The sequence below is a fragment of the Pararhizobium sp. PWRC1-1 genome, from assembly GCF_049897905.1.
In the GTDB taxonomy this organism is placed as follows: Bacteria; Pseudomonadota; Alphaproteobacteria; order Rhizobiales; family Rhizobiaceae; genus Pararhizobium.
Genome location: NZ_JAFCXE010000011.1, coordinates 12,758 through 37,863 on the forward strand (window position 1 = coordinate 12,758; position 25,106 = coordinate 37,863).

Annotated in this window: 20 protein-coding genes; 9 read left to right on the forward strand and 11 right to left on the reverse strand. The window is 62.0% G+C overall.

The window, feature by feature from the left end; all coding sequences use genetic code 11:
* Nucleotides 1-4: 4 nt before the first annotated feature.
* The 8 genes from ACP7E0_RS17555 to ACP7E0_RS17590 form a co-directional block, all read right to left on the reverse strand.
* Entirely contained in the window at nucleotides 5-664 is a 660-nt protein-coding gene (locus ACP7E0_RS17555) for a histidine phosphatase family protein (RefSeq protein ID WP_426126377.1), read from the reverse strand.
* 64 nt (nucleotides 665-728) lie between these two features.
* Complete coding sequence (locus ACP7E0_RS17560; RefSeq protein WP_426126379.1) at nucleotides 729-1,841, reverse strand: ABC transporter ATP-binding protein; 1,113 nt, start codon at nucleotides 1,839-1,841, stop codon at nucleotides 729-731.
* A gap of 2 nt (nucleotides 1,842-1,843) precedes the next feature.
* Nucleotides 1,844-3,535, reverse strand: coding sequence for an ABC transporter permease (locus ACP7E0_RS17565; RefSeq protein WP_426126670.1), 1,692 nt, complete (start codon nucleotides 3,533-3,535; stop codon nucleotides 1,844-1,846).
* Nucleotides 3,536-3,675: 140 nt separating this feature from the next.
* Entirely contained in the window at nucleotides 3,676-4,992 is a 1,317-nt protein-coding gene (locus tag ACP7E0_RS17570) for an ABC transporter substrate-binding protein (protein ID WP_426126381.1), read from the reverse strand.
* A 160-nt stretch (nucleotides 4,993-5,152) separates the two neighbouring features.
* Nucleotides 5,153-6,484, reverse strand: coding sequence for a sigma-54-dependent transcriptional regulator (locus ACP7E0_RS17575; RefSeq protein WP_426126383.1), 1,332 nt, complete (start codon nucleotides 6,482-6,484; stop codon nucleotides 5,153-5,155).
* Nucleotides 6,481-8,391: an ATP-binding protein gene (locus ACP7E0_RS17580; protein WP_426126385.1), complete on the reverse strand. Its 1,911-nt coding sequence runs from the start codon at nucleotides 8,389-8,391 to the stop codon at nucleotides 6,481-6,483. The genes ACP7E0_RS17575 and ACP7E0_RS17580 overlap by 4 nt, the downstream gene beginning before the upstream one ends.
* Complete coding sequence (locus tag ACP7E0_RS17585) at nucleotides 8,388-9,740, reverse strand: ABC transporter substrate-binding protein (RefSeq protein ID WP_426126386.1); 1,353 nt, start codon at nucleotides 9,738-9,740, stop codon at nucleotides 8,388-8,390. The genes ACP7E0_RS17580 and ACP7E0_RS17585 overlap by 4 nt, the downstream gene beginning before the upstream one ends.
* Before the next feature lie 350 nt (nucleotides 9,741-10,090).
* Nucleotides 10,091-10,657 carry a dual specificity protein phosphatase family protein gene (locus ACP7E0_RS17590; RefSeq protein WP_426126388.1) on the reverse strand — a complete coding sequence of 189 codons (567 nt, stop codon included), beginning with the start codon at nucleotides 10,655-10,657 and terminating at the stop codon, nucleotides 10,091-10,093.
* Between the two features lie 327 nt (nucleotides 10,658-10,984).
* Here ACP7E0_RS17590 and ACP7E0_RS17595 point away from each other — a divergent pair, with 327 nt between their 5' ends.
* The 9 genes from ACP7E0_RS17595 to ACP7E0_RS17635 all read left to right on the forward strand — a co-directional run bounded on the left by ACP7E0_RS17595 (nucleotide 10,985) and on the right by ACP7E0_RS17635 (nucleotide 22,560).
* Nucleotides 10,985-12,013 carry a substrate-binding domain-containing protein gene (locus tag ACP7E0_RS17595; protein WP_426126390.1) on the forward strand — a complete coding sequence of 343 codons (1,029 nt, stop codon included), beginning with the start codon at nucleotides 10,985-10,987 and terminating at the stop codon, nucleotides 12,011-12,013.
* A 69-nt stretch (nucleotides 12,014-12,082) separates the two neighbouring features.
* Complete coding sequence (locus ACP7E0_RS17600) at nucleotides 12,083-13,621, forward strand: sugar ABC transporter ATP-binding protein (protein ID WP_426126391.1); 1,539 nt, start codon at nucleotides 12,083-12,085, stop codon at nucleotides 13,619-13,621.
* A gap of 28 nt (nucleotides 13,622-13,649) precedes the next feature.
* The gene (locus ACP7E0_RS17605) at nucleotides 13,650-14,639 is read left to right on the forward strand and encodes an ABC transporter permease (protein WP_426126393.1); all 990 of its coding nucleotides are present in this window, start codon (nucleotides 13,650-13,652) and stop codon (nucleotides 14,637-14,639) included.
* Nucleotide 14,640: 1 nt separating this feature from the next.
* Nucleotides 14,641-15,645: a sugar-binding transcriptional regulator gene (locus ACP7E0_RS17610; RefSeq protein ID WP_426126394.1), complete on the forward strand. Its 1,005-nt coding sequence runs from the start codon at nucleotides 14,641-14,643 to the stop codon at nucleotides 15,643-15,645.
* Nucleotides 15,642-16,637 carry an aldo/keto reductase gene (locus tag ACP7E0_RS17615; protein ID WP_426126396.1) on the forward strand — a complete coding sequence of 332 codons (996 nt, stop codon included), beginning with the start codon at nucleotides 15,642-15,644 and terminating at the stop codon, nucleotides 16,635-16,637. Before ACP7E0_RS17610 ends, ACP7E0_RS17615 begins: the two co-directional genes overlap by 4 nt.
* Before the next feature lie 12 nt (nucleotides 16,638-16,649).
* On the forward strand, nucleotides 16,650-18,398 hold the full coding sequence (locus ACP7E0_RS17620) for an FAD-dependent oxidoreductase (protein WP_426126398.1): 1,749 nt from the start codon (nucleotides 16,650-16,652) through the stop codon (nucleotides 18,396-18,398).
* Nucleotides 18,371-19,213, forward strand: coding sequence for a class I fructose-bisphosphate aldolase (locus tag ACP7E0_RS17625; RefSeq protein ID WP_426126400.1), 843 nt, complete (start codon nucleotides 18,371-18,373; stop codon nucleotides 19,211-19,213). Before ACP7E0_RS17620 ends, ACP7E0_RS17625 begins: the two co-directional genes overlap by 28 nt.
* A gap of 195 nt (nucleotides 19,214-19,408) precedes the next feature.
* Entirely contained in the window at nucleotides 19,409-20,938 is a 1,530-nt protein-coding gene (locus tag ACP7E0_RS17630; protein ID WP_426126402.1) for an FGGY-family carbohydrate kinase, read from the forward strand.
* 2 nt (nucleotides 20,939-20,940) lie between these two features.
* Nucleotides 20,941-22,560, forward strand: a complete 1,620-nt coding sequence (locus ACP7E0_RS17635) for a GMC family oxidoreductase (protein ID WP_426126672.1) — start codon at nucleotides 20,941-20,943, stop codon at nucleotides 22,558-22,560.
* Between the two features lie 292 nt (nucleotides 22,561-22,852).
* Here the strand turns inward: ACP7E0_RS17635 and ACP7E0_RS17640 are convergent, their stop codons facing one another.
* The 3 genes from ACP7E0_RS17640 to ACP7E0_RS17650 form a co-directional block, all read right to left on the reverse strand.
* Nucleotides 22,853-23,716: an SDR family NAD(P)-dependent oxidoreductase gene (locus ACP7E0_RS17640; RefSeq protein WP_426126404.1), complete on the reverse strand. Its 864-nt coding sequence runs from the start codon at nucleotides 23,714-23,716 to the stop codon at nucleotides 22,853-22,855.
* A 68-nt stretch (nucleotides 23,717-23,784) separates the two neighbouring features.
* Nucleotides 23,785-24,357 (reverse strand): TetR/AcrR family transcriptional regulator, encoded by a 573-nt coding sequence (locus ACP7E0_RS17645; RefSeq protein WP_426126406.1) that lies wholly within the window; start codon nucleotides 24,355-24,357, stop codon nucleotides 23,785-23,787.
* Between the two features lie 57 nt (nucleotides 24,358-24,414).
* The gene (locus tag ACP7E0_RS17650) at nucleotides 24,415-25,026 is read right to left on the reverse strand and encodes a TetR family transcriptional regulator (protein ID WP_426126674.1); all 612 of its coding nucleotides are present in this window, start codon (nucleotides 25,024-25,026) and stop codon (nucleotides 24,415-24,417) included.
* Between the last annotated feature and the right edge of the window lie 80 nt (nucleotides 25,027-25,106).

The window sequence follows — 25,106 nt, forward strand, 5'->3', positions numbered from 1 at the left end:
CCGCTCAGATCCAGACCGTCCGGCCCTCGCTCTCGCAACCGACCGCGCGCAACATTGACGGAAGGACGTCGAGCTGTGTTTCCTTGCCGTCTTCAAGCCAGAAGGCGGCCGTTTGCGGTTCGCGGTAGGCCAGCATGGTTTCGAGCGAGGCGCCGGTATAATAGCCCCGCAGCGCCCGCAAGGTACCGCTGTGGGCGACGACGACGTGGGTGGCATCCTTTTCCAAGCTTTCAAGCCATGCGGCGAGGCGGTCCGCGAGGTCGCGCCTGCTTTCGCCGCCCGGCATGGCGTAGGCCCAGGGATCGCCGGCATTGGCGGCGTGTTGTTCGGGCAGGTTCTGCTGGATTTCGGGAAGGGACAGGCCTTCCCATTCGCCATAGGCGCGCTCGACGAGGGCGGGTTCGGGGATGAAGCGGTCAAACCGCACACCCCAGGTATCCGACAGGATTGAGGCCGTCTGCCGCGCCCGTGGCTGCGGGCTGACCCAGAACCGCACGTCGCCGAGCGCATGCACTTTTTCAGCGAGCCGAAGACCGACGGCCAGAACCTGACGCAGGCCGTTGGCGGTCAGTGGCGTATCCTGCCGCCCTTGCAATCTTCCGGCGACATTCCATTGCGTTTCTCCATGCCGGATAGCCAGGAGCGAGGGGTGAGAAGACTTCATTCATTTGGCTTTCAGTTGATTGCACAATCCCCGGAGCAGGAGGCCTGCTCCGGGAAAGAGTTTTCTATTCGGCGAGCCAGAGGGCCGATGACGGCTGCAGGCCAAGCACAGTTGGCGACCCGATCGGCAAAAGGCCTGCACCCGAATGGAAGGGCACGTCGATCATGACGGTCGCCGTGCCGACGCCGATGCCATAGCGTACGGTGGCGCCGAGGAACTCGCAGTGCATGACCGTGCCCGAAAGCGACACCCAGTCCGGCTGGACATGGCCGATGGTGGCGTATTGCGGCCGGAAAACCAGCTTTGCGCCGGCGGGAACGTCGGTGCCGGGCGGGATCGGGATGGAGCCCGCACCGGTGACCTCGAAGGTGCGGCCGGCGCCGGTGCCGATGACGCGGCCATCGAGGATGTTGGCCGTTCCGAGAAAATTGGCGACGAACAGATTGGCCGGCTTTTCATAGAGATCCATCGGTGTGCCGACCTGCTGGATGCGGCCCTCGTTGAAGACGGCGATGCGGTCGCAGACGGTGTTCGCCTCTTCCTGGTCGTGGGTGACGAAGATCGTCGTTAGTTGCAGGCGCTGCTGCAATTCACGCAGTTCGCGGCGCACCTCCACACGCATCTTGGCATCGAGGTTGGACAGCGGCTCGTCGAGTAACAGGATCTTCGGCTCGATGGCGATGGTGCGCGCCAGCGCCACGCGCTGCTGCTGGCCGCCGGACAATTGCGACGGACGGCGGTCGGCGAGCTTTTCGAGGCCGACTAGTTCTAACGCCGCCTGAACGCGGGCGTCGATTTCGGCGCGTGGCAGGCGGCGCTCTTCAAGACCGAAGGCGACGTTGCGGGCAACCGTCATATGCGGCCAGAGCGCATAGGACTGGAACACCATGCCGACTTCGCGCTTCCATGGCGGCATGTCGAGTACATCCTGTCCGCCAATGACCACCTTGCCGTTGCGGGCGGTGTTGAAGCCGGCGATCAGCCGCAAAAGCGTGGTTTTGCCACAGCCCGACGGCCCGAGAAAGGCGAAGAATTCGCCCGGCTTGATTTCCAGGTTGATGTCTTTCAGGACGTGTAGCGCGCCGTAATAGAGGTTGACGTCGCTGATGCTGATGGCCTTGGCTGCGGTGGAAAGTGCCGGCTTCTTGAGGCTGACATTCACTGTTTTCTCTCCCATGATTATTTCCCCATTCCGATCGCCTTCTGGCGACGCTCGATGACGTAGTGCGAAAGCAGGGTGCAGACCGCGACGAGAACCACGGCGATGACACCAAGGGCGGCACCCGGTCCGCGGCCGGCGGGCGACTGCATGAAGACGTAGAGCCCGTAGGCGATCGGTGCGTCGGAATTGCTCTGGATCAGCATCAACGTTGCCGACAGCTCGACGGCAGCGGTCGAGAAGCTGGTGACGAAGCCAGCGAGAAGGCCGCCCGTCATCAGCGGCAGGACGATGCGGCGGATGGTCCGCTGTTTCGTCGCGCCGAGATTTTCAGCGGCTTCTTCCAGGGATTCCGAGACCTGCTGGAGTGCTGCGTAACAGGCGCGGAGCGCATAGGGCAGGCGGCGGATGGCGAGTGCCAGAACCACCATGACCCAGAGGGTGGCAAGTGGCGTGCCGTCGGGCAGGGTGATGCCGTAGAAGGTGCGTAGATAGCCGATACCGAGCACGACGCCGGGGATGGCGAGCGCAGCGGTCGCAGCCCAGTCCAGCCAGCGGCGGCCGATGATCTTGGTGCGCAGCACGATATAGGCGATGGCACCGCCGATGACGACGTCGATCAGGCCGGCAAGGCTGGCGTAGATCAGGGTGTTCTTGATGTAGATCGAGCTTTCGCCGAAGACGCGGGCGTAATGCGCCACGGTGAAATCGTCGGGCATCGGGCTGAACGACCAGACCGTTGCGAACGACAGAAGCAGAAGGCCGATATGCGGCGACAGAACCAGGAGCAGGATCAGGGCGACGACGCCATAGGCGATGACGCTTTCACCGCGGCTGAGCTTGCGCTTGGCAAGGCCGCCACCGCCGCGCTGTGTTGTCGAATAGTCCTTGCCGCGCATGGCGACGGCCGAGAGCCACATGGCGAAGATCGACACGACGATGAGGATCACCGAGATGACATAGCCCATCGGATCGGTGAGGCCGACCGAGGTCACGCGCAGATAGGCCTGTGGCGCCAGCATGTCCTTGACGTTGAGAAGCAGTGGCGTCGCAAGATCGTCGAAGACCTTGACGAAGACCAGTGAGGCGCCGGCGAGATAGCCCGGCATGGCGAGCGGAAAGACGATGCGGCGGAACAGGCGGATGCCGGAGGAGCCGAGGTTCTGGGCAGCCTCTTCCATCGACCGGTCGATGTTGCGCAGGCTGGTGGACAGGTTGATCAGGATGAACGGGAAATAGTGCAGCGACTGCACGAAGATGACACCGTTCAGGCCTTCCATGAAGGGCAGGCGGATGCCGAACCAGTCGTTGAGGATCAGGTTGACGGTGCCGTTGCGGCCAAACAGCAGCTGCATCGCGACTGCGCCGACGAAGGGCGGCATGATCAGCGGCACGAAGCCCAGCGTCTGGATGATCAGCGAGCCGCGGAAATCGAAACGGGTGGTGAGCACGGCGAGCGGCAGCGCGATCACGGTTGCCCAGACGACGGACATTCCCGAGACGTAGACGGAGTTGAAGAACGAGCGGCGGAACAGGTCGGTGTTGAAGAAGTCGATGAAGTTGACGATGGTCAACGCACCGGTGCCCTTCTCGGTAAAGGCGGTGTAGATCACCGTGCCGGCGGGAATGATCAGGAAGACCAGCAGGAACAGGGCGATCACGGATACCGCGATGACCTGTCCGGGCCTGGCGGCGAACCGCCTTGTGGGCATGGAGGCAACGAAAGCCATGGGGCAGACTCCGAAGTGAGATCGGCAAGCCCGGCGCGCGAACGCGCCAGGGTCATCGAATACATGAGCTGTGAAAAGTGGCCGCTTGCCACCAGACAAGCGGCCGGTTCATGTCGCCGCTATCAGTCGACGAGAGCCAGGGCTGCCTCGGCCTTGGTCTTGGCGGCAGCGTATTTCTCGGACGCGAAGGCGGCCCACTGCTGCTCAAGTTCGGCCTGGCGGGCGGTCTTCTGCTCACCGCCGGTGAAGGCGTCGCGGATCTGCTGGCTGGCTGCTTCGTCCGCCGTGACCGGCATGGCGGCGATCAGGGCATGTGCTTCGGTCAGCAGAGCGCGGGCTTCCGGCTGGTCATTGCTGGCCAGCGCCTTTTCAGCGTCGTGGATCGCCTTGGTGGCACCCTTCAGATTGTCGAGCTGGAAGGAGATCAGCTGGTCGAACAGCGTATCGACCACGTCAGTGCGCTTCTTCGACGTATCGGAATCGAAGGTGATCATCGACTGGAAGCGCGGATCCTTGAAGGGGTTCGGGAAGCCTTCAGGCGCCTTTTCGTAGAGGGCCGGGTTGATCGGCAGGCGGCGGATTGCCGGTTCGAGCAGAACGGCCTGGCCCTTTTCAGACAGGAGGTAGTTGACGAAGGCTTCTGCACCCGGCTGGTTCGGAGCGTTGGCGATGATGCCGATATTGGCCGGAACGACCGTCGTTACCGACGGATAGGAGAAGCTGACCGGAAAGCCGCTGGCCTGGGCCGAGAAGGCGAAGAAATCGATGACGATGCCGATGCCAGTCTGGCCGGAATTGACGGCATCCGGAACGCCGAAAGAACGTTCGGTGACCTGCTGGAGGTTGCCGCCGATGCCCTTCAGGGTGCCCCAGCCCTTGTCCCAGCCTTCGCCTTGCAGGATGGTTTCGATGGTCAGGTGCGTGGTGCCGGAGCGCGACGGTGCGGCGATGGCGATGTGATCGTGATATTCCGCCTTGACGAGATCACTCCATTCGACCGGCTTCGGCAGGCTGTTGGCTTCCAGATAACGGTCGTTCGACATGATGCCGTAGCCGGAGGCTGCAAAGCCGAAATAGAAGCCATCGGGATCGTTGACCGGATAGGAGCCGACCTTTTCCGGCAGGCCGGTAACGGAGGGCTTGAACTTGGTTAGCAGGTTGCGGCCTTTGAGGTTGTCGAATGCGTCCGGTGCCGAAGCCCAGAACAGGTCGACCTGGTTGTTCGACTTGGTTTCATCGACATATTTGACGCCGGAGCTGGTGCTCTTGTTCTGCACGTCGAGCGTGAAGCCCGGATTGCCGGCTTCAAAGCCTGCCTTGAACGGATCGGTCACGTCCTTGGAGAACGAGGTGACGATGGTCACTTTTCCGCCTTCTGCATATGCGGTGACGATAAACGCAGCCGACATCAGCATTGCCGCGGCAATGGTCTTCAACATAGGTATCTCCTCCCAATAGAGCCGCCCATTGTTCGGCGGCTGTCTTGATTGGAGCAAGCGGTGTGCCAGTTGCCAAAAGCCCGGAAAACAAGGGTTTTGGCCAGGTGACACGGGTCATGCGGGTAACATCGGGGTCAACCGATGGGTAACGCCGGTAACATTATTCCTCGTCGCCCTTGGCGGCGATGCCGTGTTTTCGCATTTTCAGATAAAGCGTCTTGCGGGATATGCCGAGGACGTCCGCCGTTGCTGAGACCCGGCCGTCCTGGCTGGCCAGACAGTCGAGAATGATCGAGCGCTCCAAGCTGTCCATCTGTTCTTCCAGCGCCAGCGGGCGGGCAGTAACCTCCGGTGCTGTGCTTTCTTCAAGCCCCAGCACGAAGCGCTCCGCGACATTGCGCAGTTCCCGGACATTGCCGGGCCACGGGCGGCGGTCGAGTTCGGACAGGATCGCGACATCGATCTTCGGCGGCGTGCGGCCCTGCCGTTTGGCGGCAAGATCGAGGAAGTGATGGAACAGCAGGCTGATATCGCCCTTGCGGGCAGAGAGCGGCGGGATTTCGACGCGGGCGATGTCGAGACGGTAGGCGAGATCCTCGCGGAACTTGTCCTGCGCGGCAAGTCCGTGCAGGTCAGCCTTGGTTGCGGCGACGACGCGGATATCGACCGGTAACTCGTCATTGGAACCCAGCCGTTCGATCACCCGTTCCTGCAGCACGCGCAGAAGCCGCACCTGTGCGATCAGCGGCATGGATTCGATTTCGTCGAGGAAGAGCGTGCCGCCATTGGCATGCTCGATCTTGCCGATCCGCCGTTCGCGCGCGCCGGTGAAGGACCCGGCTTCATGGCCGAACAGCTCGGATTCAAGCATGGTTTCGGGGATGGCGCCGCAATTGACGGCAACGAAACGGCCCTTGCGGCCGCTGAAATCGTGCAGTGCGCGGGCGGTGACTTCCTTGCCGGTGCCGGTCAGGCCGATGACCAGCACGTCGGTAGATGCGCCGGCGATCCTCTTCAGCTTTTCCCGGAAGGCAACCATCGGGGCGGAATGGCCGATCAGCCGCGTTTCCCAGCCGTCGGTATCGGCAATCAGCCGCAGCCGCCGGTTTTCCAAGAGCAGACGTCGATGATCGCGGGCGCGGCGGACGGTCTCGATCAGGTGCAGCGGGTCGGCGGGTTTTTCAAGAAAGTCCCAGGCACCGTCGCGCATGGCGCGCAGCGCCATCGGCACATCACCATGGCCGGACATCAAAACGATCGGGATTTCTGCATCGACGGCGCGGACGGCGGCCAGAAGGTCGAAGCCATCGCCGCCGGGCATACGTACGTCTGAGACAATGACGGCGCCGGTATCGGCGCGCAGTTCTGCCATCGCCGATGCCATCGAGCTATGGGGAGATACCTGAAAACCCTCCAGCTCGAGAACCTCGCGGCAAGCATCCAGAACACTGTGATCGTCATCGATCAGGATGATATCTGTGGCGGCGGTCATTCCACTCCCTTCAGGGAAACGATAAAGCGGGTGCCGTCCGGTCCCGTGTCCAGCACCGAGATGCTGGCGCCGAAATCCTTGACGATATTGTAGGAGATCGACAGGCCTAGACCCAGACCGGAGCCGGCAGGCTTGGTGGTGAAGAACGGATCGAATACGGCATGAAGGTCCTTGGCGGCAATGCCTTTTCCGGTATCGCCGACGATCAGTGATGCACCTTCACCGGTCTGCCTGACATCGACGGTGACGGTTCGGTTTTCCAGGCCCTTGACCGCATCGAGGGCATTGCTGATTAGGTTCACGGCGACCTGTTCAAGACGGATCGGTTCGGCCAGGACCTCCATTTTATCGCCTTGCGCAATCGTCAGCGTCAGTTTTACACCCTCTTCCTCGAACCGATGTTCGAGAAGGCTCAGCGCTTCGTGTACCACCTCTGCGAGATTGACGGTGTGGGAGTGGGATTGCGGGCGGCGGGCGAAACGGCGGATATGGCTGATCTGATCGGCCATCCGGCCGGTCAGGTCCCGGATCTTGCCGAGATTGACCAGCGCTTGCTCGCTCCTGTCGCGTTCGATCAAGGTCTTGGCACTGTGGATATGGGCCTTGATCGCGGCGAGCGGCTGGTTGAGTTCGTGACCAATGCCGGCCGCCATCTGGCCAAGGGCCGCGAGCTTGGCGGATTGCACCAGCTCGTCGCGGGCCTGGCGAAACAGCATCAACGCATGGGCGAGATCGCCAAGTTCATCCAGCCCGGCCGCGGGAATCTGCGTTGCGGGCTTGCCTTCGCTCATGGCAACGGCTGCAGCAGCGAGCAACCGGATGCGGGTTAGCAGGTTGCGGTGGACATAGAGGTAGCCGATGGCAACGGCGAGGATGACCGACAGAACGGCAATTGCCGCCAAGAGGGCTCTGCCGGTTTCGATCGCAGCGGCAGCGCGGGCGGCTGCGGCATCGGCGCTTTTCTCGATGGCGACGACTTCCGATTCGATCAGGCGGCCGAGATCGCCGACGAGGCGGTTGTTTTCGGTGGCGAGTGCGGCCAGTTCGCCGGCCTCCTGCATTTCCGAGCGCTTGCGGTTGGGAATGCCCGTGGCCGGGTTCGATTGCTGCAGGATGCGGCCGGCGAGCTGGCGCACCGTAATGCTGTCAGGCCAGGTCTCCAGCGTGGCGAGCCGGCTTGCCAGTTCATCCGCGCTATCGCCGAGAAAGGCATTGGCCTCCTGCAACTCGTCGAGCGTCGTGGCATTGACGAGACGGGCGATCAGGCCGGTGGCGAGATTGGCCTGCGACAGCGCCGTCAGCAGCGCCTCGCTCTTGCGCTGCTCCTCAAGGGCTGCAGCACCGGCGCCCTTGCGCGTCTCGGTTTCGATGTTGAAGCGGATATCGTCGACGAGCGGATCGGCTTCTTCCAGGAGATCGGCCTGGACCCAGCGTAGCTCGTCGACATCGGAGCGCATCGCCTCCATCAGAGTGAAGCGTTTTCCCGCGGCAAGATCGATCTGCCGCAGGTTGTCGCGGATGGCGCTGGCGAGCGGCAGAAGGTCGGCCGAGGAGGCGGTCGGTGCCGCGTTGGTTTCCAGCAGGCTTTCCAGCGCCTTCAGCCGGGCGGCATAGGTTCGGCGGATATCCTCGTATTCGGCGCGGGTTTCCGCGCCGGTCAGGACGGCGGTGACCGAGCCGATATCGGCGCCGGCCTTGGAGAGCCGGGAAGCAAAAGCAAGCTTCGGCATCTGATCTTCGACGATGCGGGAAAGCTCTCCCGAAAGCCGCTCATAGGAGAGCCAGCCGACCAAGCAGGCGCCGACGGCAAGGCCGACGATGGTGACGAAGGCGGCGACAAGACGGGCGCCGATACCAAGCCGCCAGTCTCGGACTGCCGTGTTGACGGGTAAACGGGCGTCCATCATCGCGGATACCTGTTGAGACCGATATCGTCACGCGGCGGTGAGGCGGTGAGCAGCAGGTTTTCGACCATCGCCAGATTGTGTTCGATCGTGTTGCGCAGGTCGCGGGCCATCTGCATCTGCCGCGGCGAGCGTGCCATGCCGCGCGGCAAGGCTGCCTTCAGCGATCGATCCAGTGTTTCGGCTTCCCGCGCCGACAACGGCGGTGTTCCGAGAAGACGGCGGGCGCGGGCCAGCGTGCTTGCGCGGTCGGGCTGGTTGTCGAGGGCTTCCAGCTGCGCCAGCCTTTTCCACAGGCGCGCCAATGTTGCGCGCCGCCGGACGATATAGTCGTCGAAGATCAGGTTGATCAGGCCGTAGCGCTCGGCCGACAGGCGCGGATCGAAGGCCTTGGACTTGAACAGGCCCTCGGTTTCGCCGTCTGCACCCGCCGCGGTTGGCAAATGCGCGGCAAGCGGAATGCGGCCGATGGCGGGATCGAGCAGCAGCGCCTGGCCCTTCGGCGACAGGAGGAAATCGACGAAACGTTCCGCCGCCTTCTTATTGCGGGCGCGTGACAGGATGGCGATGCTGGCCGGCACATAAACCGAATCCGGCGGCAGCACGAAGATGTTGTCGATGTTGTCGCCACCGGCAAAATCGGGCGCCTTGGCGAGAAAATCGATGGTGATGCCAATGCCAAAGCGCCGCTGCGCGACACCTGCGGCCACGCCGAAGCTGCGCGCTGTCACGGTCGAGAGGTTGCCGCCCATTTGCGACAGCATGGCCCAGCCCTTTTCCCAGCCATAGGTCTGCAGCAAGGCCTCGATGATCAGGTGGGTGGTGCCGGAGCGGGAGGGCGAAGTGATGCCGATATGCCCGGAATAGACCGGGTTCAGCAGATCCTGCCAGTTTTTCGGAACCGGCAGCTTGTTCTGCGCCAGATAGGAGGCGTTGTAGACGATGCCGTAACCGGACAGCGCGAAGCCGAGATAATAGCCTTCGGGGTCGTTGACCGGATAGCCGAACACTTTTTCCGGCGCGCCGGTCGGCCGTGCAGCGATCTTGCTCAGCTCGTGTTTCTGCTTCAAGAGTTCGAAGGAATCCGGCGAAGAGGCCCAGAAGATGTCGGCCGAGGTGCCGCGCTTTTCGAGGATGAAGCGGCTGGCGCTTGCGGTGTTGCGCTGGATGATCGTGGTGCGGATGCCGGGGTTGTCTGCCTCAAAGGCTTTGCGGAACGGCTCGAAGAAGGATGGCGGATAGGAGGTGACGACGGACAGCTCTTCCTGATCCTCCGCCTGAACGGCGCCCATGGGAATGCTCGCGATCAGCGCCCAAACGGTCAGAATTGCAGTCAGTATCGCTCTGCCCACACGTTCCTCCCAACGATAGACACCCCTCTTGGCCCGAGACCTAGTGGATAACACCGGTTTTGTCACGGCGAGATTCAGACGGCTGTCATGCTGCTGTCGGCACGGCGGAAAAGCGGCAGGCGAGCCGCGCATGGAATCAAGCGGGCCGTTGGTAAAACATGGGAAGGCGCGCTTTGGCTGGCAATCCGGGATCGAGGGGCTGGCGCGGATGATCGAAAAGATGTGCAAGACGAGTCACGGCCATGCGCCGGATGTCGAGGGGTTCAACGAAATCGCCCGGCCAAAAACCGGGGTGTTGCGAAATCGGCGGCATAACCCAAGCCGATTGTTGCGGCTTCCGGCCGGGACGGTTAGCCTTGCTGGCCGAATGTCTTCTCGAGGTTTTCCCAGTTTTCATCCATTGCATAGGTGGATGACAGGTAGGGGATACCAAGATGGCCGAAGCGAACGGATAGCTGTCCTTCCGCGGTATCCTCGCTCGCATTGGCAATCTGGTGCAGGTAGATCGCGGAAGCGAGGCCGGTACGATCGGCGCCGGACTTGCAGTGGATCAGGATGGGCTTTGGCGCATCGCGCAGCAGGGTGACGAGTTTCTGGGTTTCCTCCAGCGTCAACTGCTGGCGGGCCGACATTCTGAAATCGATATGATTGACGCTAAGGGACGCGGCCGTCGCGACTTCGTCCTTGTACCAGGCAGCATCTTCGCTGCTGCCACGCAGATTGACGATGGTTTTTATGCCGTAGCGCTTGGTATAGTCGGCGACCTGGGCTGAGGTTGGCTGGTTGGATCGATAGAGTTCACCCGGCACGACCGCGTAAAAATTGCCGGTTGCCTGAATGGCCAGAAAATATGCGCCGAATGCCAATACACCCGCAAAGGCGACTAGTGCGCTACACTTCAAAACTCTGATGATCATCGATATGGGACCTCATTTGTCGAGGTCACACTGCAGCTTGCGGCTGACAACAGCCTGAACGCAGTGCAATATTTTGAATAGGCCCTGCGATTGTAATCAGGTTCTAAGCGCCCAGCATCGAAGGCGTGCTTGCGCTACAGTTCCGTAGCATCGCGCCCTTGATGTGAAATATATTTCATAGTATGAATTATATTGACATAGCTTTGCTGTTGCGATTATCTGCCCATACCGGACTTCGAGGAGGAACTCCGGTCTTCATTGGATCATCGGGCCGCCGCTCAGGCGCTGCCGGGTATTTGGGAGGGGCTTCGGCCTCAAGGAGGAAACTTGCGCAAATTTCTAAGCACGACCGCATTGGCGGTCCTTGCATCCACGCTGTTCGCCGGCGCTGCAAGCGCCGAAACGGACAATCCGTTCCGCTGCAAGCCGGGCGAAAAATACGTCATGAACGTCATGGTCTCGGGCGTCGAATACTGGTTCCCGGTCTATGAAATGTTCAAGCAGGCGGGCCAGCAGCTCGGCTGCGAGACCGCCTATACCGGCACGCCGGAATATGACGTCAACAAGCAAATCGCCACGTTCGACCAGGCGCTGGCGCAGAACCCTGCCGGTATCCTCGTCCATCCGATGAACTCCGACCCGTTCATCGAGCCGATCAACCGGGCAATCGACCAGGGCACGGCTGTCGTTACTTTCGCCGCCGATGCGCCGCTCTCCAAGCGCATCTCGTTCATCACCTCGGACAATACCCGCGAAGGCACCTACGCCGCCGACGCGATCGCCGAGAAGATGGGTGGCAAGGGCGAATATGCCGTTTTGGAAAATCCGGGCCAGGACAACCATGACAAGCGCATCGCCGCCTTCATCGCCCGCATGACCGAAAAATATCCGGACATGAAGCTGGTCGGCCGAGCTGCCTCCAACCAGGATCCGACCAAAGCCTATCAGGCGCTTTCGAGCCTCATCCAGGCCAATCCGAACCTCGGGGCCGTGTTCATGCCGGAGGCCAACTCGGCCATCGGCGCGTCGCAGGCCAACAAGGAAAGCGGCGGCAAGATCCTGGTGATGTGCGCCGACGTCAACGCCAACATTCTCGACATGATCAAGGCGGGCGAAGTGTTTGGCTCGATCAACCCGAACCAGGGCATGCAGGGTTACATGGGCTTCATGCTGCTGTGGCTTGCCAAACATCCGGAACTGATCGACCCGATGAACGACGCCAAGCGCGTCGGCTTCAACCCGATGAGCATTCCGTTTGTCGATAACGGTCTGTCGATCGTCACCGCCGACAATGCCGACGACTTCTACTGGGACAAGTACCTGAAGCGGCGGGGCACGAAGGGCATCGAGGAGTAAGCTCTTTGTGCCGGCTGTCCGGGGCATGATGCTCCGGACAGCCACCGCAAGCGTTAGGAGGAGACTATCATGGCGTCGGTGCCGGTCTTGGAAATCCGCAATGTCAGCAAGCACTTCGGTGCCGTGAAGGCGTTGACGGACGTGAGCTTCAGCCTGAAGAAGGGCGAGGTTCATGCGCTTTGCGGCGAAAACGGCGCGGGCAAGTCGACGCTGATGAATATCATTGCCGGTGTACTGCAGCCGACCGAGGGCGACGTGCTCGTCGATGGTGCGCCGGTGAAGGTGACGTCGCCCGCCGTGGCGCAATCGCTCGGACTTGGCCTCGTGCACCAGGAAATTGCCCTCTGCCCCGATGCGACGGTGGCGGAAAACATGTTTATGGCCGCCACCAACCGCCGCCGATCGCCTTTCATGAACTATGGCAGGCTGGAGCGGGAGGCTCAAGGTGTGATGAACCACCTGGCACCGATCGACGTGCGCCAGAAGGTGGCTGAGCTACCAATTTCCAGCCAGCAACTGGTCGAGATCGCCAAGGCGCTGACGCTCGACTGCCGCGTGCTGATCTTCGACGAGCCGACGGCCGCACTAACGGAATCGGAAACCCAGGTGTTGTTCGGGATCATCCGCGATCTGAAGGCGCAGGGCATCTCGATCATCTATATCAGCCATCGCATGGCCGAAATTTTCAGCCTCTGCGACCGGGTCACCGTGTTTCGCGACGGGCGCTATGTCTCGACGGAGAATGTCGCGGACCTGACACCGGATGATATCGTGCGCCGCATGGTCGGCCGCGAGATCACCCAGCTCTATCCGGAAAAGCAGGCGTCGACGGAAAGGACGGACGCGACCATTTTGAGCGTCCGCAATCTTGGTGACGGCGATCGCTTCAACAACGTCAGTTTCGAATTGCGCCAAGGCGAAATTCTTGGCGTCGGCGGGCTGATCGGCTCGGGCCGCACCGAGATTGCCGAGGGCATTTGCGGATTGCGGCCGGCGAGGGAAGGCGAGGTGCAACTGCATGGGCAGCGGCTGCGGGCGCGGTCCTATGCGCAGGCCGTGCAGGCGGGCGTCGTCTATCTTTCGGAGGACCGCAAGGGTTCCGGCGTCTTTCTGGAGCTTTCCATCGCCCAGAACATTGCCGTTCTCGACCTGAAGTCGCTGACCGGGCCGCTGGGCCTGTTGAATTCGAAGGCCGAAGCGGATCGTGCGCGGGATTTGACGAAGCGGCTCGGGGTGCGGATGGGCGGCATCGATATGCCGGTCTCGTCGTTGTCGGGCGGCAACCAGCAGAAGGTGGCGATTGCCAAGCAGCTGGCGGTCAATCCCAAGGTTATCCTGATGGACGAGCCGACACGCGGCATCGATGTCGGCGCCAAATCGGAAATCCACCGGCTCTTACGCGATCTCGCACGCTCCGGCATCGGCATCGTCGTCATTTCGTCGGAACTGCCGGAACTTCTGGGTCTCTGCGACCGGGTGCTGGTGATCCGCGAGGGCACGGTTGCAGGCGTGGTCGAGGGCGAGACGATGACGGAAGAGGCGATCATGCGGCTTGCGTCGGGCGTCGGCGGTCATAACAATTCAAAGGCATCAGAGCATGCCGCATAAAGAACAAGCAGGGGCAGGAGACAAGGTCATGGCGGACGCGTTGACAACGGCACATCAGGCACGCGCGCCCGGCTGGAAACGGCTGGGGACGATGCGCGAGGCGGGACTGATCGCGATCATCCTGGCGCTCTGCATCGCCATGAGCTTCGCCTCGCCGCACTTCCTGACGCTCGGCAACTTCCGGGCCATGCTGATGTCGTTCTCCGTCGAAGGCATCGTCGTCGTTGGCATGACTATCCTGTTGATCGTTGGCGGTATCGACCTGTCGGTTGGCTCGGTCGTCTGCTTCTCGATGGTGCTGTCGGGCTCGCTATTCCTGATGGGGCTCGATCCTTGGAGCGCGTCGCTGATCGGCATCATTGCCAGTGGCCTGATCGGTTGCGTCATGGGCTTCTTCGTCACGGTCGTGGGGCTCAACCACTTCATCACCTCGCTTGCGGCGATGGTGATCGTGCGCGGCATCTGCCTGATCATCACCAAGGGCACGCCGCTGTCGCTGTTCACGCTGCCGCCGTCGTTCAAGGCGATCGGGCAGGGGACGTTCTATGGTATCCCCTATGTGATCCTGATCTTTGTCGCCGTCGTCGTGCTGTTCGATTTCCTGCTGCGCCGGGCAACGGCCTTTCGCAAGGTGTTCTATACCGGCAGCAACGAAAAGGCGGCGCTCTATTCCGGCATCAAGACCAACCAGGTAAAGTTCTGGGTGACGGTGCTCTGCGCCACGCTGTCCGGTGTTGCCGGCGTCATCTATATGTCCCGCTTCGGCGCCGCGACGCCGACCTTCGGTGTCGGCATGGAACTCAACATCATCGCAGCCGCAGTGATCGGCGGCGCCTCGTTGAATGGCGGCTCGGGTACGATCCTCGGCGCGATCCTCGGGATTGCCCTGCTCTCGGTCGTCACCAGTTCGCTGATCCTGCTCGACGTCTCCGTCTATTGGCAAGACATGATCAAAGGTTGCATTCTGCTCGCTGCCGTCTCGATCGACCATTTCCTGCACAAGCGGAAGGCTGCCTGATATGCCGATAGCCAAACTGAAACCCGCCAATGCGCCGCGCGAGGAAATCGTCATCGCCCGGCAGATGCACCAAGCCCTGGTCCTGCATTTCCTCGAAGGACTGACGCAGGCGCAGATCGCCGATCAGCTCGGTCTCTCGCACGCCACCGTCAACCGGCTGATCAAGCGCGGGCGCCAGCTGGGCCTGGTCGAGATCAAGATCAAGTCGCCGGTCGAGCCGCTGGTGGATATGGAAGAACAGCTTCTGGCATTGGGCGGCATCAGCCGCGCCGTGGTGGTGCCGACCGTATCGGAAAATCCGCAGACAGCACTTCAGGCGGTTGGCGAGGCGGCGGCCCGGTTGCTTTTGGAAGAGATCACGGACGGCGATACGATCTGCATTACCGGCGGCAAGGGCGTCAGCGCCGTGGTGGCCGGACTGCAGGCGCAGCGCCGCTTCGATGTCGAGGTAATCCCGGCAACCGGTTGCGTCCAGGGCAAACATTACACCGACGTCAACCACGTTTCGACAATGATGGCTGATCGGCTCGGCGGGCGCTCCTATCAGATCCATGCGCCGCTGTTTGCCGATAGTGCGGCCGAGCGCGGCATGCTGATCAACATGCGTTCCGTCGCCGACGTCTTCAAACGGGCGCGCGAGGCAAAGATCGCCGTGGTCGGTATCGGTTCGATCCTGTCGGACGATTCGAGCTATTACGATCTGCATCCGTCATCGAGTACCGATCGTGCGGCAATCGAGCGCTCAGGTGCTTCCTGCGAATTGCTGGCACATCTGCTCGATGATCACGGACAGGTCTGCGACTACAGCCTCAACCGGTCGCTGGTCTCGCTGACGCTCCCCGAATTCGCCTCGATCCCGACCAAGATCGGCGTGGCGAGCGGGCCAAACAAGGCCGGGCCGATCCTCAGCGTTCTCAGGGGCAATCATCTGGATACGCTGGTGACCGACGAGGCGACGGGTGCGCGGGTACTGGCATTGGCGAATGGCGAAGGAAAATGGGCATGAGCGGACAACAGCTGACACGTGAGATCGGCAAATCCGGCGTTTCCGCCTCGGCGGTCGGGTTGGGTACCTGGGCGATCGGCGGCTGGATGTGGGGCGGGACGGATGAAAACGAATCCATCGCCGCGATCCAGGCCTCGCTTGATGCCGGCGTGACGCTGATCGATACGGCGCCGGCCTATGGGCTGGGCCGCTCGGAAGAAATCGTCGGCAAGGCACTGGCCGGCCGCCGCGACAAGGCTGTGATCGCCACGAAATGCGGCCTTGTCTGGCATACGCAAAAAGGCCGCCATTTCTTCGATCAGGACGGCAAGCCGGTCCACCGCTATCTCGGCCGCGATGCGATCCTGCACGAGGTCGAGGAAAGCCTGACGCGGCTCGGCACCGATTACATCGACCTCTACATCACCCATTGGCAGGACCCGACGACACCGGTCGAGGAGACGATGCGGGCGCTGGAGGACTTGCGGACATCCGGCAAGATCCGGGCGATCGGGGCGAGCAATGTCAGCAAGGACGATCTCAACGCTTATATTGCGGTTGGTGGTCTCGATGCGATCCAGGAGCGGTTCAGCATGATCGACCGTGAGATCGAGGTGGATCTCCTGCCGCTGACCCAAGCCAATGGCATTGCGACGCTCAGCTATTCGTCGCTGGCGCTGGGGCTATTGTCCGGCGCCATCGGCCCGGACCGCGTGTTTTCCGGCGACGACCAGCGCAAGGACAATCCGCGCTTTTCGGTCGGCAACCGTGAGAAGGCAACGGCGCTTGCCGATGCCATCCGGCCGGTCGCGGAAAAGCATGGCGCCAGCATCGCCCAGACCGTGATTGCGTGGACGCTGGCACAGCCGGGGGTGACCTTTGCGCTCTGCGGGGCGCGCAATCCGGCTCAGGCAATCGACAATGCGCGGGCCGGGACCATCCGGCTGGAGGCGGCCGACCTTGCCGCCATCGATACGGCCATAGCGGCGAAACTGACTGATATGGACAGGTAGCGGATCGCCATCATGGAACGTCAAGAGATATTGGACGGGCTGCGCCAAAGCCCGAAGGTGGACGTGTGTGTCATCGGCGGCGGCATCAACGGCATCAGCGTCTTTCGGGAGCTGGCGCTGCAAGGGCTCAGCGTGCTGCTGGTGGAGAAGCACGACTATTGCTCGGGTGCCAGTTCGGCACTGTCGCGCATGGTGCATGGCGGGCTGCGCTACCTGGAAAATGGTGAATTCAAGCTGGTGCAGGAATCGCTGGTCGAGCGCGACCGGCTGTTGCGCAACGCGCCGCATTACGTCGCGCCGCTGCCGACGACGGTGCCTGTCTTCGATATCTTCTCCGGTCTCGGAAATGGCATCGTCCGGTTCCTGGGCCTCAGCCGCCGTCCAAGCCGCCGGGGTGCGGTCGCCATCAAGGCAGGCCTCAGCATCTATGATTTCCTGACGCGCAAGCGGGCGATGATGCCGCGCCATCAGTTTCGCGGCCGCCGCACGACGCTTGAAAAATGGCCGGCACTTCATCCCGGCATCAAGAGTTCAGCCACCTATTTCGATGCCTGGGTCAGCCATCCGGAACGGCTTGGCATCGAACTGTTGCAGGACGGTCTTTCGTCAAAGCTCGGAGCCGCGGCGCTGAACTATGCGGAGCTGTGGCGCACGGAAAATGGCCAGTATCGTGTGGAGGACAGGATCGGCGGCGCGTCTGTGGCCATCGAACCGGCGCTGATCATCAACGCCACCGGCGGCTGGATCGATATCGCCAACCAAAGCCTTTTTTCACGAGAGGCACGTCCGGCACCACTGATGGGCGGCACCAAGGGCTCGCATCTGATCATCGACAATGATGCGTTGCGCGATGCGCTCGCCGATCACATGATCTATTACGAGAACGAGGACGGGCGGATCTGTATCCTCTTTCCCTATCTCGGCAAGGTTCTGGTCGGCTCCACCGATATTCGCGTCGATGATCCGGAAACGGTGCGCTGCGAGGCGGATGAAAGGGACTACATCCTGCAATCGCTCGCTTTCGTGCTGCCGGATATCAAGATCAAGCCCGAGGAAATCGTCTTCCAGTTTGCCGGCGTGCGGCCATTGCCGGCCAGCACCGACAGCTTCACCGGCCGTATTCCGCGCGATCATTTTTGCACGGTCGTGGAACCCAGGGATGGTGGTCCGCCGGTGCTGTGCATGATCGGCGGCAAGTGGACGACATTCCGGTCGTTCGGCGAATTGGCCGCCGACATGGCGCTGGAAAGGCTGGGGCAGCAACGCCGTGTTGTGACGACCGACCGGCCAATCGGCGGCGGGCGGGCATTTCCCGCCAACGCGCCGGTCTGGCTTGCCAGCGTGGCGACCGCCAAGGGCCTTTCCGGCGTGCGTATGGCTGAGCTGTTTTCCCGCTATGGCACCGGTGCTGAGGTGGTTGCCGGCTTCATCGCCGCAGGCCCGGATACGGCGTTGCCCCATGCGAGTTACTCGGTGCGCGAATTGCTGTTTATGATCCGCGATGAAGCCGTCGAACATCTCGATGACCTGCTCTTGCGGCGAACGACTCTGGCCGTCTCGGGCGAACTCTCGCTCGACATGATGGACGCCGTTCTCGATCTTCTGGCGCAGGAAAAGCGCTGGACATCAGCGCAGCGCGCCAGCGAGCGCACCCGTTTTCTCACCCTTCTCACCGAACGTTACGGCGTCGATGAAGACATGCTTTCCGCAAGGAACGAACCAAGGAGTACAGAATGCGACACAACAGCAAAGTCCGGATGAACCGGCTGTTTGGCAACGGCCGCTGCCTCGACGTGGCGATCGATCACGGCGTCTGCAACGAGCCATCCTTCCTCAACGGATTGGAGGACATTCAGGCTGTGGTCAAGGCGCTTGTTTCGGCCGCGCCGGATGCGATCCAGATGAATTACGGCCAGGCGGACCTGTTGCAGAACGTTCCCGGCAAGGACAAGCCGGCGCTGGTCATGCGCATCGATATGGGCAATCCCTATAACCGCATCCGCCACCGCGACATGTGGGCGGTGCTGCAGAACGAGGCCGAGCCGCTGATCGGCGCGCTCGAGATGGACGCGGCCTGCGTCGTCGTCAACCTGTTCATGCTGCCGGACGAGCCGGACCTGTTTCGCCAGTGCGTGCAGAACATTTCTCGCGTGCGAGCGGATTGCGACAAATATGGCATGCCGCTGATGATCGAGCCGCTGGTGATGCAGCCGGTCACCGAAAAGGGCGGCTACATGGTCGATGGCGATGCGGACAAGATCGTTACGCTGACGCGGCTTGCGCGCGAAATGGGCGCCGATATCGTCAAGGCCGACCCGACCGACAATGCCGAGGATTTCCACCGCGTCGTCGAGGCAGCCCGCTGCCCGGTTCTGGTGCGTGGCGGCGGCAAGGAAGATCTGCGTGCGGTGTTCGACAAATCTGCGGCCTTGATGCGGCAGGGCGCGATGGGCATGGTCTATGGGCGCAATATCTATCAGCACGCCAATCCGAGTGCCGTGGTGCGCGGACTGATGGCGATCATCCACGAGAACGCCAGCGGCGAAGAGGCTTTTGCTGTTTATCAGCAGGGGTAAGTGGTGAATTCACTTCTCCCCACCGGGGAGAAGTGCCGAGCGTATGCGAGGCGATGAGGGGCGGCTAATTCAGAGCCTGTCGCCCCCTCATCCGGCCCTGCGGGCCACCTTCTCCCCGCTGGGGAGAAGAGGGATCGGCGCTGGGCTTTCTGGACGAACCGCGCAAAACTGTCAGAGCCTTGGGAGGGGTTCAGAATGAAACAATATCTTTTGGGGCTCGACGCCGGAAACACCGTTATCAAGGCGGTGATTTTCGACCGGGCGGGCAACGAAATCGCGGCTGCGGCTGAAGAGGGGCATAGCCGCATGCCGAGCCCAGGGCATGTCGAGCGTGGTCTGGACGAGCTTTGGACAAATGCACGGCAGGTTATTCGCGCCTGCATCGAAAAGGCCAAGATTCGCCCGGAGGAAATTGCGGCGATCGGTTGCGCCGGGCATGGCAACGGTCTCTATGCGCTCGATCGCGATGGCGCTCCGCTGCTTGGCATCCAGTCGCTGGATACGCGGGCGGCCGGTCTGGTCGATGAATGGCGAGGATCGGGCGTCGGTGAGCGGACCTATCCGATTGCCCGCCAGCGTCCATGGCCATCGCAGACGCCGACCTTGCTCGCCTGGCTGAAGCGTCACCGGCCGGAGCAGTTCAGCCGGATCGGCACGGTGTTCTTCTCCAAGGATTTCATCGTAAACCGCCTGACCGGCGAGCGGGTCAGCGAAGTTTCCGACATGTCGGGTGCCGGGCTGCTCGACCTTGCTGCGCGCCATTACGACAAGGCGCTGATGGAGGCCTATGGCCTTGGCGATTGTTTGGATCTGCTGCCGCCGTTGATCGAAAGCGCCGATATCGCCGGCACGGTGACGGCAGAGGTCGCCAAGCAAACCGGTCTTGCTGCCGGCACGCCTGTAGTCGGCGGACTGTTCGATGTCGTCGCCTCGGCGCTCGGCTCGGGTGTGACGCGCACCGGCAGTGCCTCGATCATCGCCGGTACCTGGAGCATCAACCAGGTGATCATCGACGGTCCAGACCTCGACGGACCGGTGTTCATGTCCTCGACCTTCGATCGCAGCCGCTATATGGCGATGGAAAACAGCGCCACCTCGGCAGCCAATCTCGAATGGCTGGTCAAGGAGTTCTTCGAAGGCGAGCATGCGGAAGGTGTTTCGCCGTTTGATGCCTGCTGCGCACTGGCCGGGGCTGTCGAAACCGCGGCGGACGACCCACTCTACCATCCCTATCTCTACGGCGCCCAGCAGGACGGCCATGCACGCGCCGGCTTCTACGGCATTGCCGGCTGGCACACCAAGGGGCATCTGGTGCGCGCGCTGCTCGAAGGTGTCGCGTTCGGCCACCGGGCGCATATCGAGACGATCCGCAAGGCCGGGGCTGTGTTTAACGAAGCGGTGCTTTCCGGCGGCGGGGCTCGCAGCCTGATCTGGCCGCAGATCTTTGCCGATGTGCTCGGCGTCCCCGTCACGGTTGCCCGCTCGCGCGAAACCGGTGCGCTGGGGGCAGCGATTGCGGCCGGAACCGGCGTCGGTATCTTTGCGGATTTTGAAGCCGGTGCGGCGGCCATGGTGCAGGCCGAGCGGCATTATCGTCCGAACGTCTCGCTTGAGGCGCATTATACCCGGCGCTACGCTCTCTATAACGATATAGCCGAAGCCATGGCACCGCTCTGGCGGCGTCTGACGGCGGTGCAGCCTGTTGTTGCTGGAGTGGCGGCGTGACCATGCGTGTGAATGATGCAGCGATTGATGCGGGAAGCTACGACTTCATCGTCGTCGGTGCTGGATCGGCGGGATGCGTTCTCGCCAACCGGCTTTCAGTCGATCCGAACAACCGCGTCCTGTTGCTCGAGGCCGGCGGCAGCGACCGGTATCACTGGGTGCATGTGCCGATCGGTTACCTCTACTGCATGGGCAATCCGCGCACCGACTGGATGATGAAGACGGCGGCAGAAGCCGGGTTGAACGGCCGGTCCTTGCCCTATCCGCGTGGAAAGGTGCTCGGCGGCTGCTCGTCGATCAATGGCATGATCTATATGCGCGGCCAGGCGGCGGATTATGACGGCTGGCGGCAGGCAGGCAATTCCGGCTGGGGCTGGGACGACGTGCTGCCCTATTTCCTGAAATCCGAGGACAATTATCGCGGCAAGTCGGGGATGCACGGGGCAGGCGGCGAATGGCGGGTGGAAAAGCAGCGGCTGTCCTGGCCGATCCTCGATGCCTTTCGCGATGCCGCCGAAGAACTCGGTATTCCGAAAACCGACGATTTCAACGATGGCGACAATGAAGGCTCGGGCTATTTCGAGGTCAACCAGCGCGGCGGCCTGCGCTGGAACACCACCAAGGCCTTCCTGCGCCCGGCGATGAAGCGGGCCAATCTGCGCGTGCTGACCGGGGCCGAAACCGAGCGGCTGGAATTCGACGGCAAGATGGTGACCGGCGTGCGGTTCCGGCTAAACGGACAGACCCATGTCGCCCACGCTAGCCGCGAGGTCGTGCTGTCGGCAGGAGCAATCAACTCGCCGAAAATCCTGGAGCTTTCCGGGGTCGGCCGTCCGGATGTGCTGTCCCGTGCCGGAATCGAACCAACCCATGAACTTGCGGGTGTCGGCGAAAATCTGCAGGACCATCTGCAGATCCGCACGGTGTTTCGCATCGAGGGCGCCAAGACGCTGAACCAGCTCTATCATAACCTGTTCACCCGGGCAGGCATGGGGCTCGAATATATGCTGCGGCGGTCCGGTCCCCTGTCGATGGCGCCGAGCCAGCTGGGCATCTTTGCCAAGAGCGATCCGGCGGTGGCCACCGCCGATCTCGAATATCATGTCCAGCCCCTAAGCACCGACCGGCTCGGTGAGCCGCTGCACAAATATCCTGCCGTAACCGTGTCCGTCTGCAACCTGCGGCCGGAAAGCCGGGGGACGGTGCACGTCGCCGGACCGGAGCTTTCCGTCGCCCCGGAGATCCGCCCAAACTATCTGTCGACCGCCGGGGACCGGATCGTTGCGACCAACTCGATCCGTCACGCGCGCCGTCTGATGGAGGCCGGTGCCATCGCCAAATACCGGCCGCAGGAAATGCTGCCGGGCACGGAATACCAGAGCGACGAGGAGCTGATCCGTCGCGTCGGCGATATCGCCACGACGATTTTCCATCCGGTCGGCACCTGCAAGATGGGCAGCGACACGATGGCGGTGGTCGATCCGCAGTTGCGGGTGCATGGCTTGGCGAAACTGCGGGTGGTCGATGCCTCGATCATGCCGACCATCGTTTCGGGCAATACGAACTCACCGGTGATCATGATTGCGGAGAAGGCGGCGGAGAGTATTTTGTCGGGGGCTTAGGGCAGGCTTCTCTTCTCCCCAGCGGGGAGAAGTGCCGAGCGGATGCGAGGCGATGAGGGGGCTTCGGCGAAGCCGGAGCCAGACAGAGGTGGCCTTCGGCCCCCCTCATCCGGCGCTACGCGCCACCTTCTCCCCGCTGGGGAGAAGAGGGAGATCGTTGAAAAGCTCCGTCGTTCAGCCACTGACTTCGGGGGTGCCGTCTCTACACCCCAATGATCTGCCAGATAGCTTTATCAGCTTATCTGGCGGCGCGGACTTTCATCCGAACCATCGCCTGCCCGAATGTTCAGCCTTAGATGTGTTCAGCGAAAACCGAGAAATCGCTGCCCTCGAAATCCGTCGAGGCGCTGACGGCTGCCCAATCCTCGGCGGCTTTGCTGCGCGCGGCTTCGGTCTGCTTGTACATGTAGAGGGCATCGCTGCCGAGCAGCAGGTGGGCGGGAAGATCGGTGCGGCCGGCGAGGTCGATGATCACCTGGGCGATTTTTTCGGGATCGCCGAATTCCTTGCCGACATAGGCTGCGAGCAGGGCCGTTATCGCCCCGACGCTCGGTTCATAGTCCGGCATGATCGTGGGAACGTTGCCGCGCGCCACGTGACCCCAGTTGGTGCGCATGCCGCCCGGCTCAAGCGCGATGACCTTGACCCCAAAGGCTGCCGCTTCTATCGCCAGGACTTCGGTAAAGCCGCCGACCGCCCATTTCGCCGATTGGTAGGCGCTGAGGCCCGGCGTTGCGATGCGGCCGCCGACCGAGGAGATATTGATGATATGGCCGGAGCGCTGCTTGCGCATGACCGGCAGGGCGGCGCGGGCGAGATTGACGACACCGTAGAAATTGGTGTCGATCTGCGCCTTGAAGGCTTCGGCCGTGGTCTGCTCGAACGGTGCGACATTGCCGTAGCCGGCATTGTTGACCAGCACGTCGAGCCTGCCGAATGTATCGACGGCGAGTTGCACCGCCGCTTCGGCCGCCGCAGCATCGGTGACATCAAGTGGTGCGGTCAGGACCTGATCGCCATAGTGGTCCTTCAGGGCGGAAAGGCGTTGCGGGTCCCGGGCGGTGGCGACGAGGCGGTCGCCGCGGCTCAGGACTGCTTCGGCGATGTTGCGGCCAAGACCGCTGGCGCTACCGGTGATCAACCATACTTTAGACATGTCATTTTCCTTCGTTGATGAAATAATGAATGATTACTCACTCATTATTTAGGTGAAAAATAAGGATGTTATCGGGCCGAGATGGCCCCCCAAAAAGCGTCGAAACCGGCACTCTTGTGGATTTTTATATTGGCCGGGTCGCGGGCGATGAATTCGAGGACCATTTCGGCAAGGGATTCGATGATGCCGCCGACAAAGGCGATCGGCTGAGGGCGCAGAACGCCGGTGGCAAAACCCTCGTGGAGCATCGCTTCCATGTCGCGGAAGCCTTCAGCGCCGGCTTTGCGGGTCGCCTCGGTGATCTTGTCGGAAACGCTTAGTTGGCGCATCGCCTTGCGTTTTGCCGGGCTGATCGCGCCCCAGTCGATGGACCGATCCCACAGGTGCCGGCAGCGATCCTTGACGCTGGCATTGGCGGGATAGTCGGTGATCAACATGGCCCTGAACTCAGACTTCAGATGAAGGTACAGCTGGTTCAGCAGATCGTCCTTGTTGCTGAAATAGGTAAACAGCGATCCTTCAGCGACACCGGCGCCTTTAGCGATCCTGGCGGTCGACGCACCAATGCCGAGTGCTGCCACGGCTTGCGTGGCAGCATCGAGGATGGCGTTGCGCTTGTCTTCGCTTAAGGGGCGGGCCAAGGGATCATTCCAATGAGTGAGTACATGCTCAGTTATATGGTGGTGGATATTCCGGAGTCAAGGGCTGCGCGGAGCGGGAGCGTCATCGAAGCTTCGATAGGCCATGCGCTTGTAGGCCTCGATGAGGACGCGCCCTTCCGTTTCTCCGGTCGAGATCGCCAGCCGCATGACGCATTCGCAGAAATACATCACCAGCAAGGCCGACGCCTGAAGCTTGCCCAAGTCCTCTTCCGGCAACGCGCGCTTCAGCGCGGCAGTGAGAAGGATGGCATTCTGCCGGCTTGCCTCAAGCTCGATCTCCCGCAGGGCCTTGTCCGCCTGCATCGCCGACCAGATGTCGCGGATCACCGGCTCTGCCAGGAATATCCCGTAATATTCGTCGATCAGAGCCGAGAAGGCCTGCTGCAGGTCTTCGATCGTCTTCACGTCAGTGAGGCCATCGGTGATGCAGGTGCGCGAGATGGCATTGTAGCGCTCGGCCAGCGTCCGGATGATCGCCGCCTTGTCGGGAAAATACTGGTAGAGCGAGCCGATCGAAATGCCGCTCAACTCGGCGACTTCGCTCATCCGCATCGTGTCGCTGCCGCGCTCGGCAATCAACCGGGAGGCGCTTGCCAGAATATGCTCGACCCGTTCACGGCTGCGCTTCTGCGTCGGTGATTTGCGCATCGCCCCGTCTTCTTCCGGTACCGGCGAGGGGGCTGTCTGGTCCACGGTCAAGCTATGTCCTTTCGATATTTCGCTTGACG

Bases quoted from the DNA above. Each gene is read 5' to 3' on its own strand.
- ACP7E0_RS17555 (WP_426126377.1), bottom strand. From the start codon at position 664: ATGAAGTCTTCTCACCCCTCGCTCCTGGCTATCCGGCATGGAGAAACG.
- ACP7E0_RS17560 (WP_426126379.1), bottom strand. From the start codon at position 1,841: ATGGGAGAGAAAACAGTGAATGTCAGCCTCAAGAAGCCGGCACTTTCC.
- ACP7E0_RS17565 (WP_426126670.1), bottom strand. From the start codon at position 3,535: ATGCCCACAAGGCGGTTCGCCGCCAGGCCCGGACAGGTCATCGCGGTA.
- ACP7E0_RS17570 (WP_426126381.1), bottom strand. From the start codon at position 4,992: ATGTTGAAGACCATTGCCGCGGCAATGCTGATGTCGGCTGCGTTTATC.
- ACP7E0_RS17575 (WP_426126383.1), bottom strand. From the start codon at position 6,484: ATGACCGCCGCCACAGATATCATCCTGATCGATGACGATCACAGTGTT.
- ACP7E0_RS17580 (WP_426126385.1), bottom strand. From the start codon at position 8,391: ATGATGGACGCCCGTTTACCCGTCAACACGGCAGTCCGAGACTGGCGG.
- ACP7E0_RS17590 (WP_426126388.1), bottom strand. From the start codon at position 10,657: ATGATCATCAGAGTTTTGAAGTGTAGCGCACTAGTCGCCTTTGCGGGT.
- ACP7E0_RS17600 (WP_426126391.1), top strand. From the start codon at position 12,083: ATGGCGTCGGTGCCGGTCTTGGAAATCCGCAATGTCAGCAAGCACTTC.
- ACP7E0_RS17605 (WP_426126393.1), top strand. From the start codon at position 13,650: ATGGCGGACGCGTTGACAACGGCACATCAGGCACGCGCGCCCGGCTGG.
- ACP7E0_RS17610 (WP_426126394.1), top strand. From the start codon at position 14,641: ATGCCGATAGCCAAACTGAAACCCGCCAATGCGCCGCGCGAGGAAATC.
- ACP7E0_RS17615 (WP_426126396.1), top strand. From the start codon at position 15,642: ATGAGCGGACAACAGCTGACACGTGAGATCGGCAAATCCGGCGTTTCC.
- ACP7E0_RS17620 (WP_426126398.1), top strand. From the start codon at position 16,650: ATGGAACGTCAAGAGATATTGGACGGGCTGCGCCAAAGCCCGAAGGTG.
- ACP7E0_RS17625 (WP_426126400.1), top strand. From the start codon at position 18,371: ATGCGACACAACAGCAAAGTCCGGATGAACCGGCTGTTTGGCAACGGC.
- ACP7E0_RS17630 (WP_426126402.1), top strand. From the start codon at position 19,409: ATGAAACAATATCTTTTGGGGCTCGACGCCGGAAACACCGTTATCAAG.
- ACP7E0_RS17635 (WP_426126672.1), top strand. From the start codon at position 20,941: ATGCGTGTGAATGATGCAGCGATTGATGCGGGAAGCTACGACTTCATC.
- ACP7E0_RS17640 (WP_426126404.1), bottom strand. From the start codon at position 23,716: ATGTCTAAAGTATGGTTGATCACCGGTAGCGCCAGCGGTCTTGGCCGC.
- ACP7E0_RS17650 (WP_426126674.1), bottom strand. From the start codon at position 25,026: ATGCGCAAATCACCGACGCAGAAGCGCAGCCGTGAACGGGTCGAGCAT.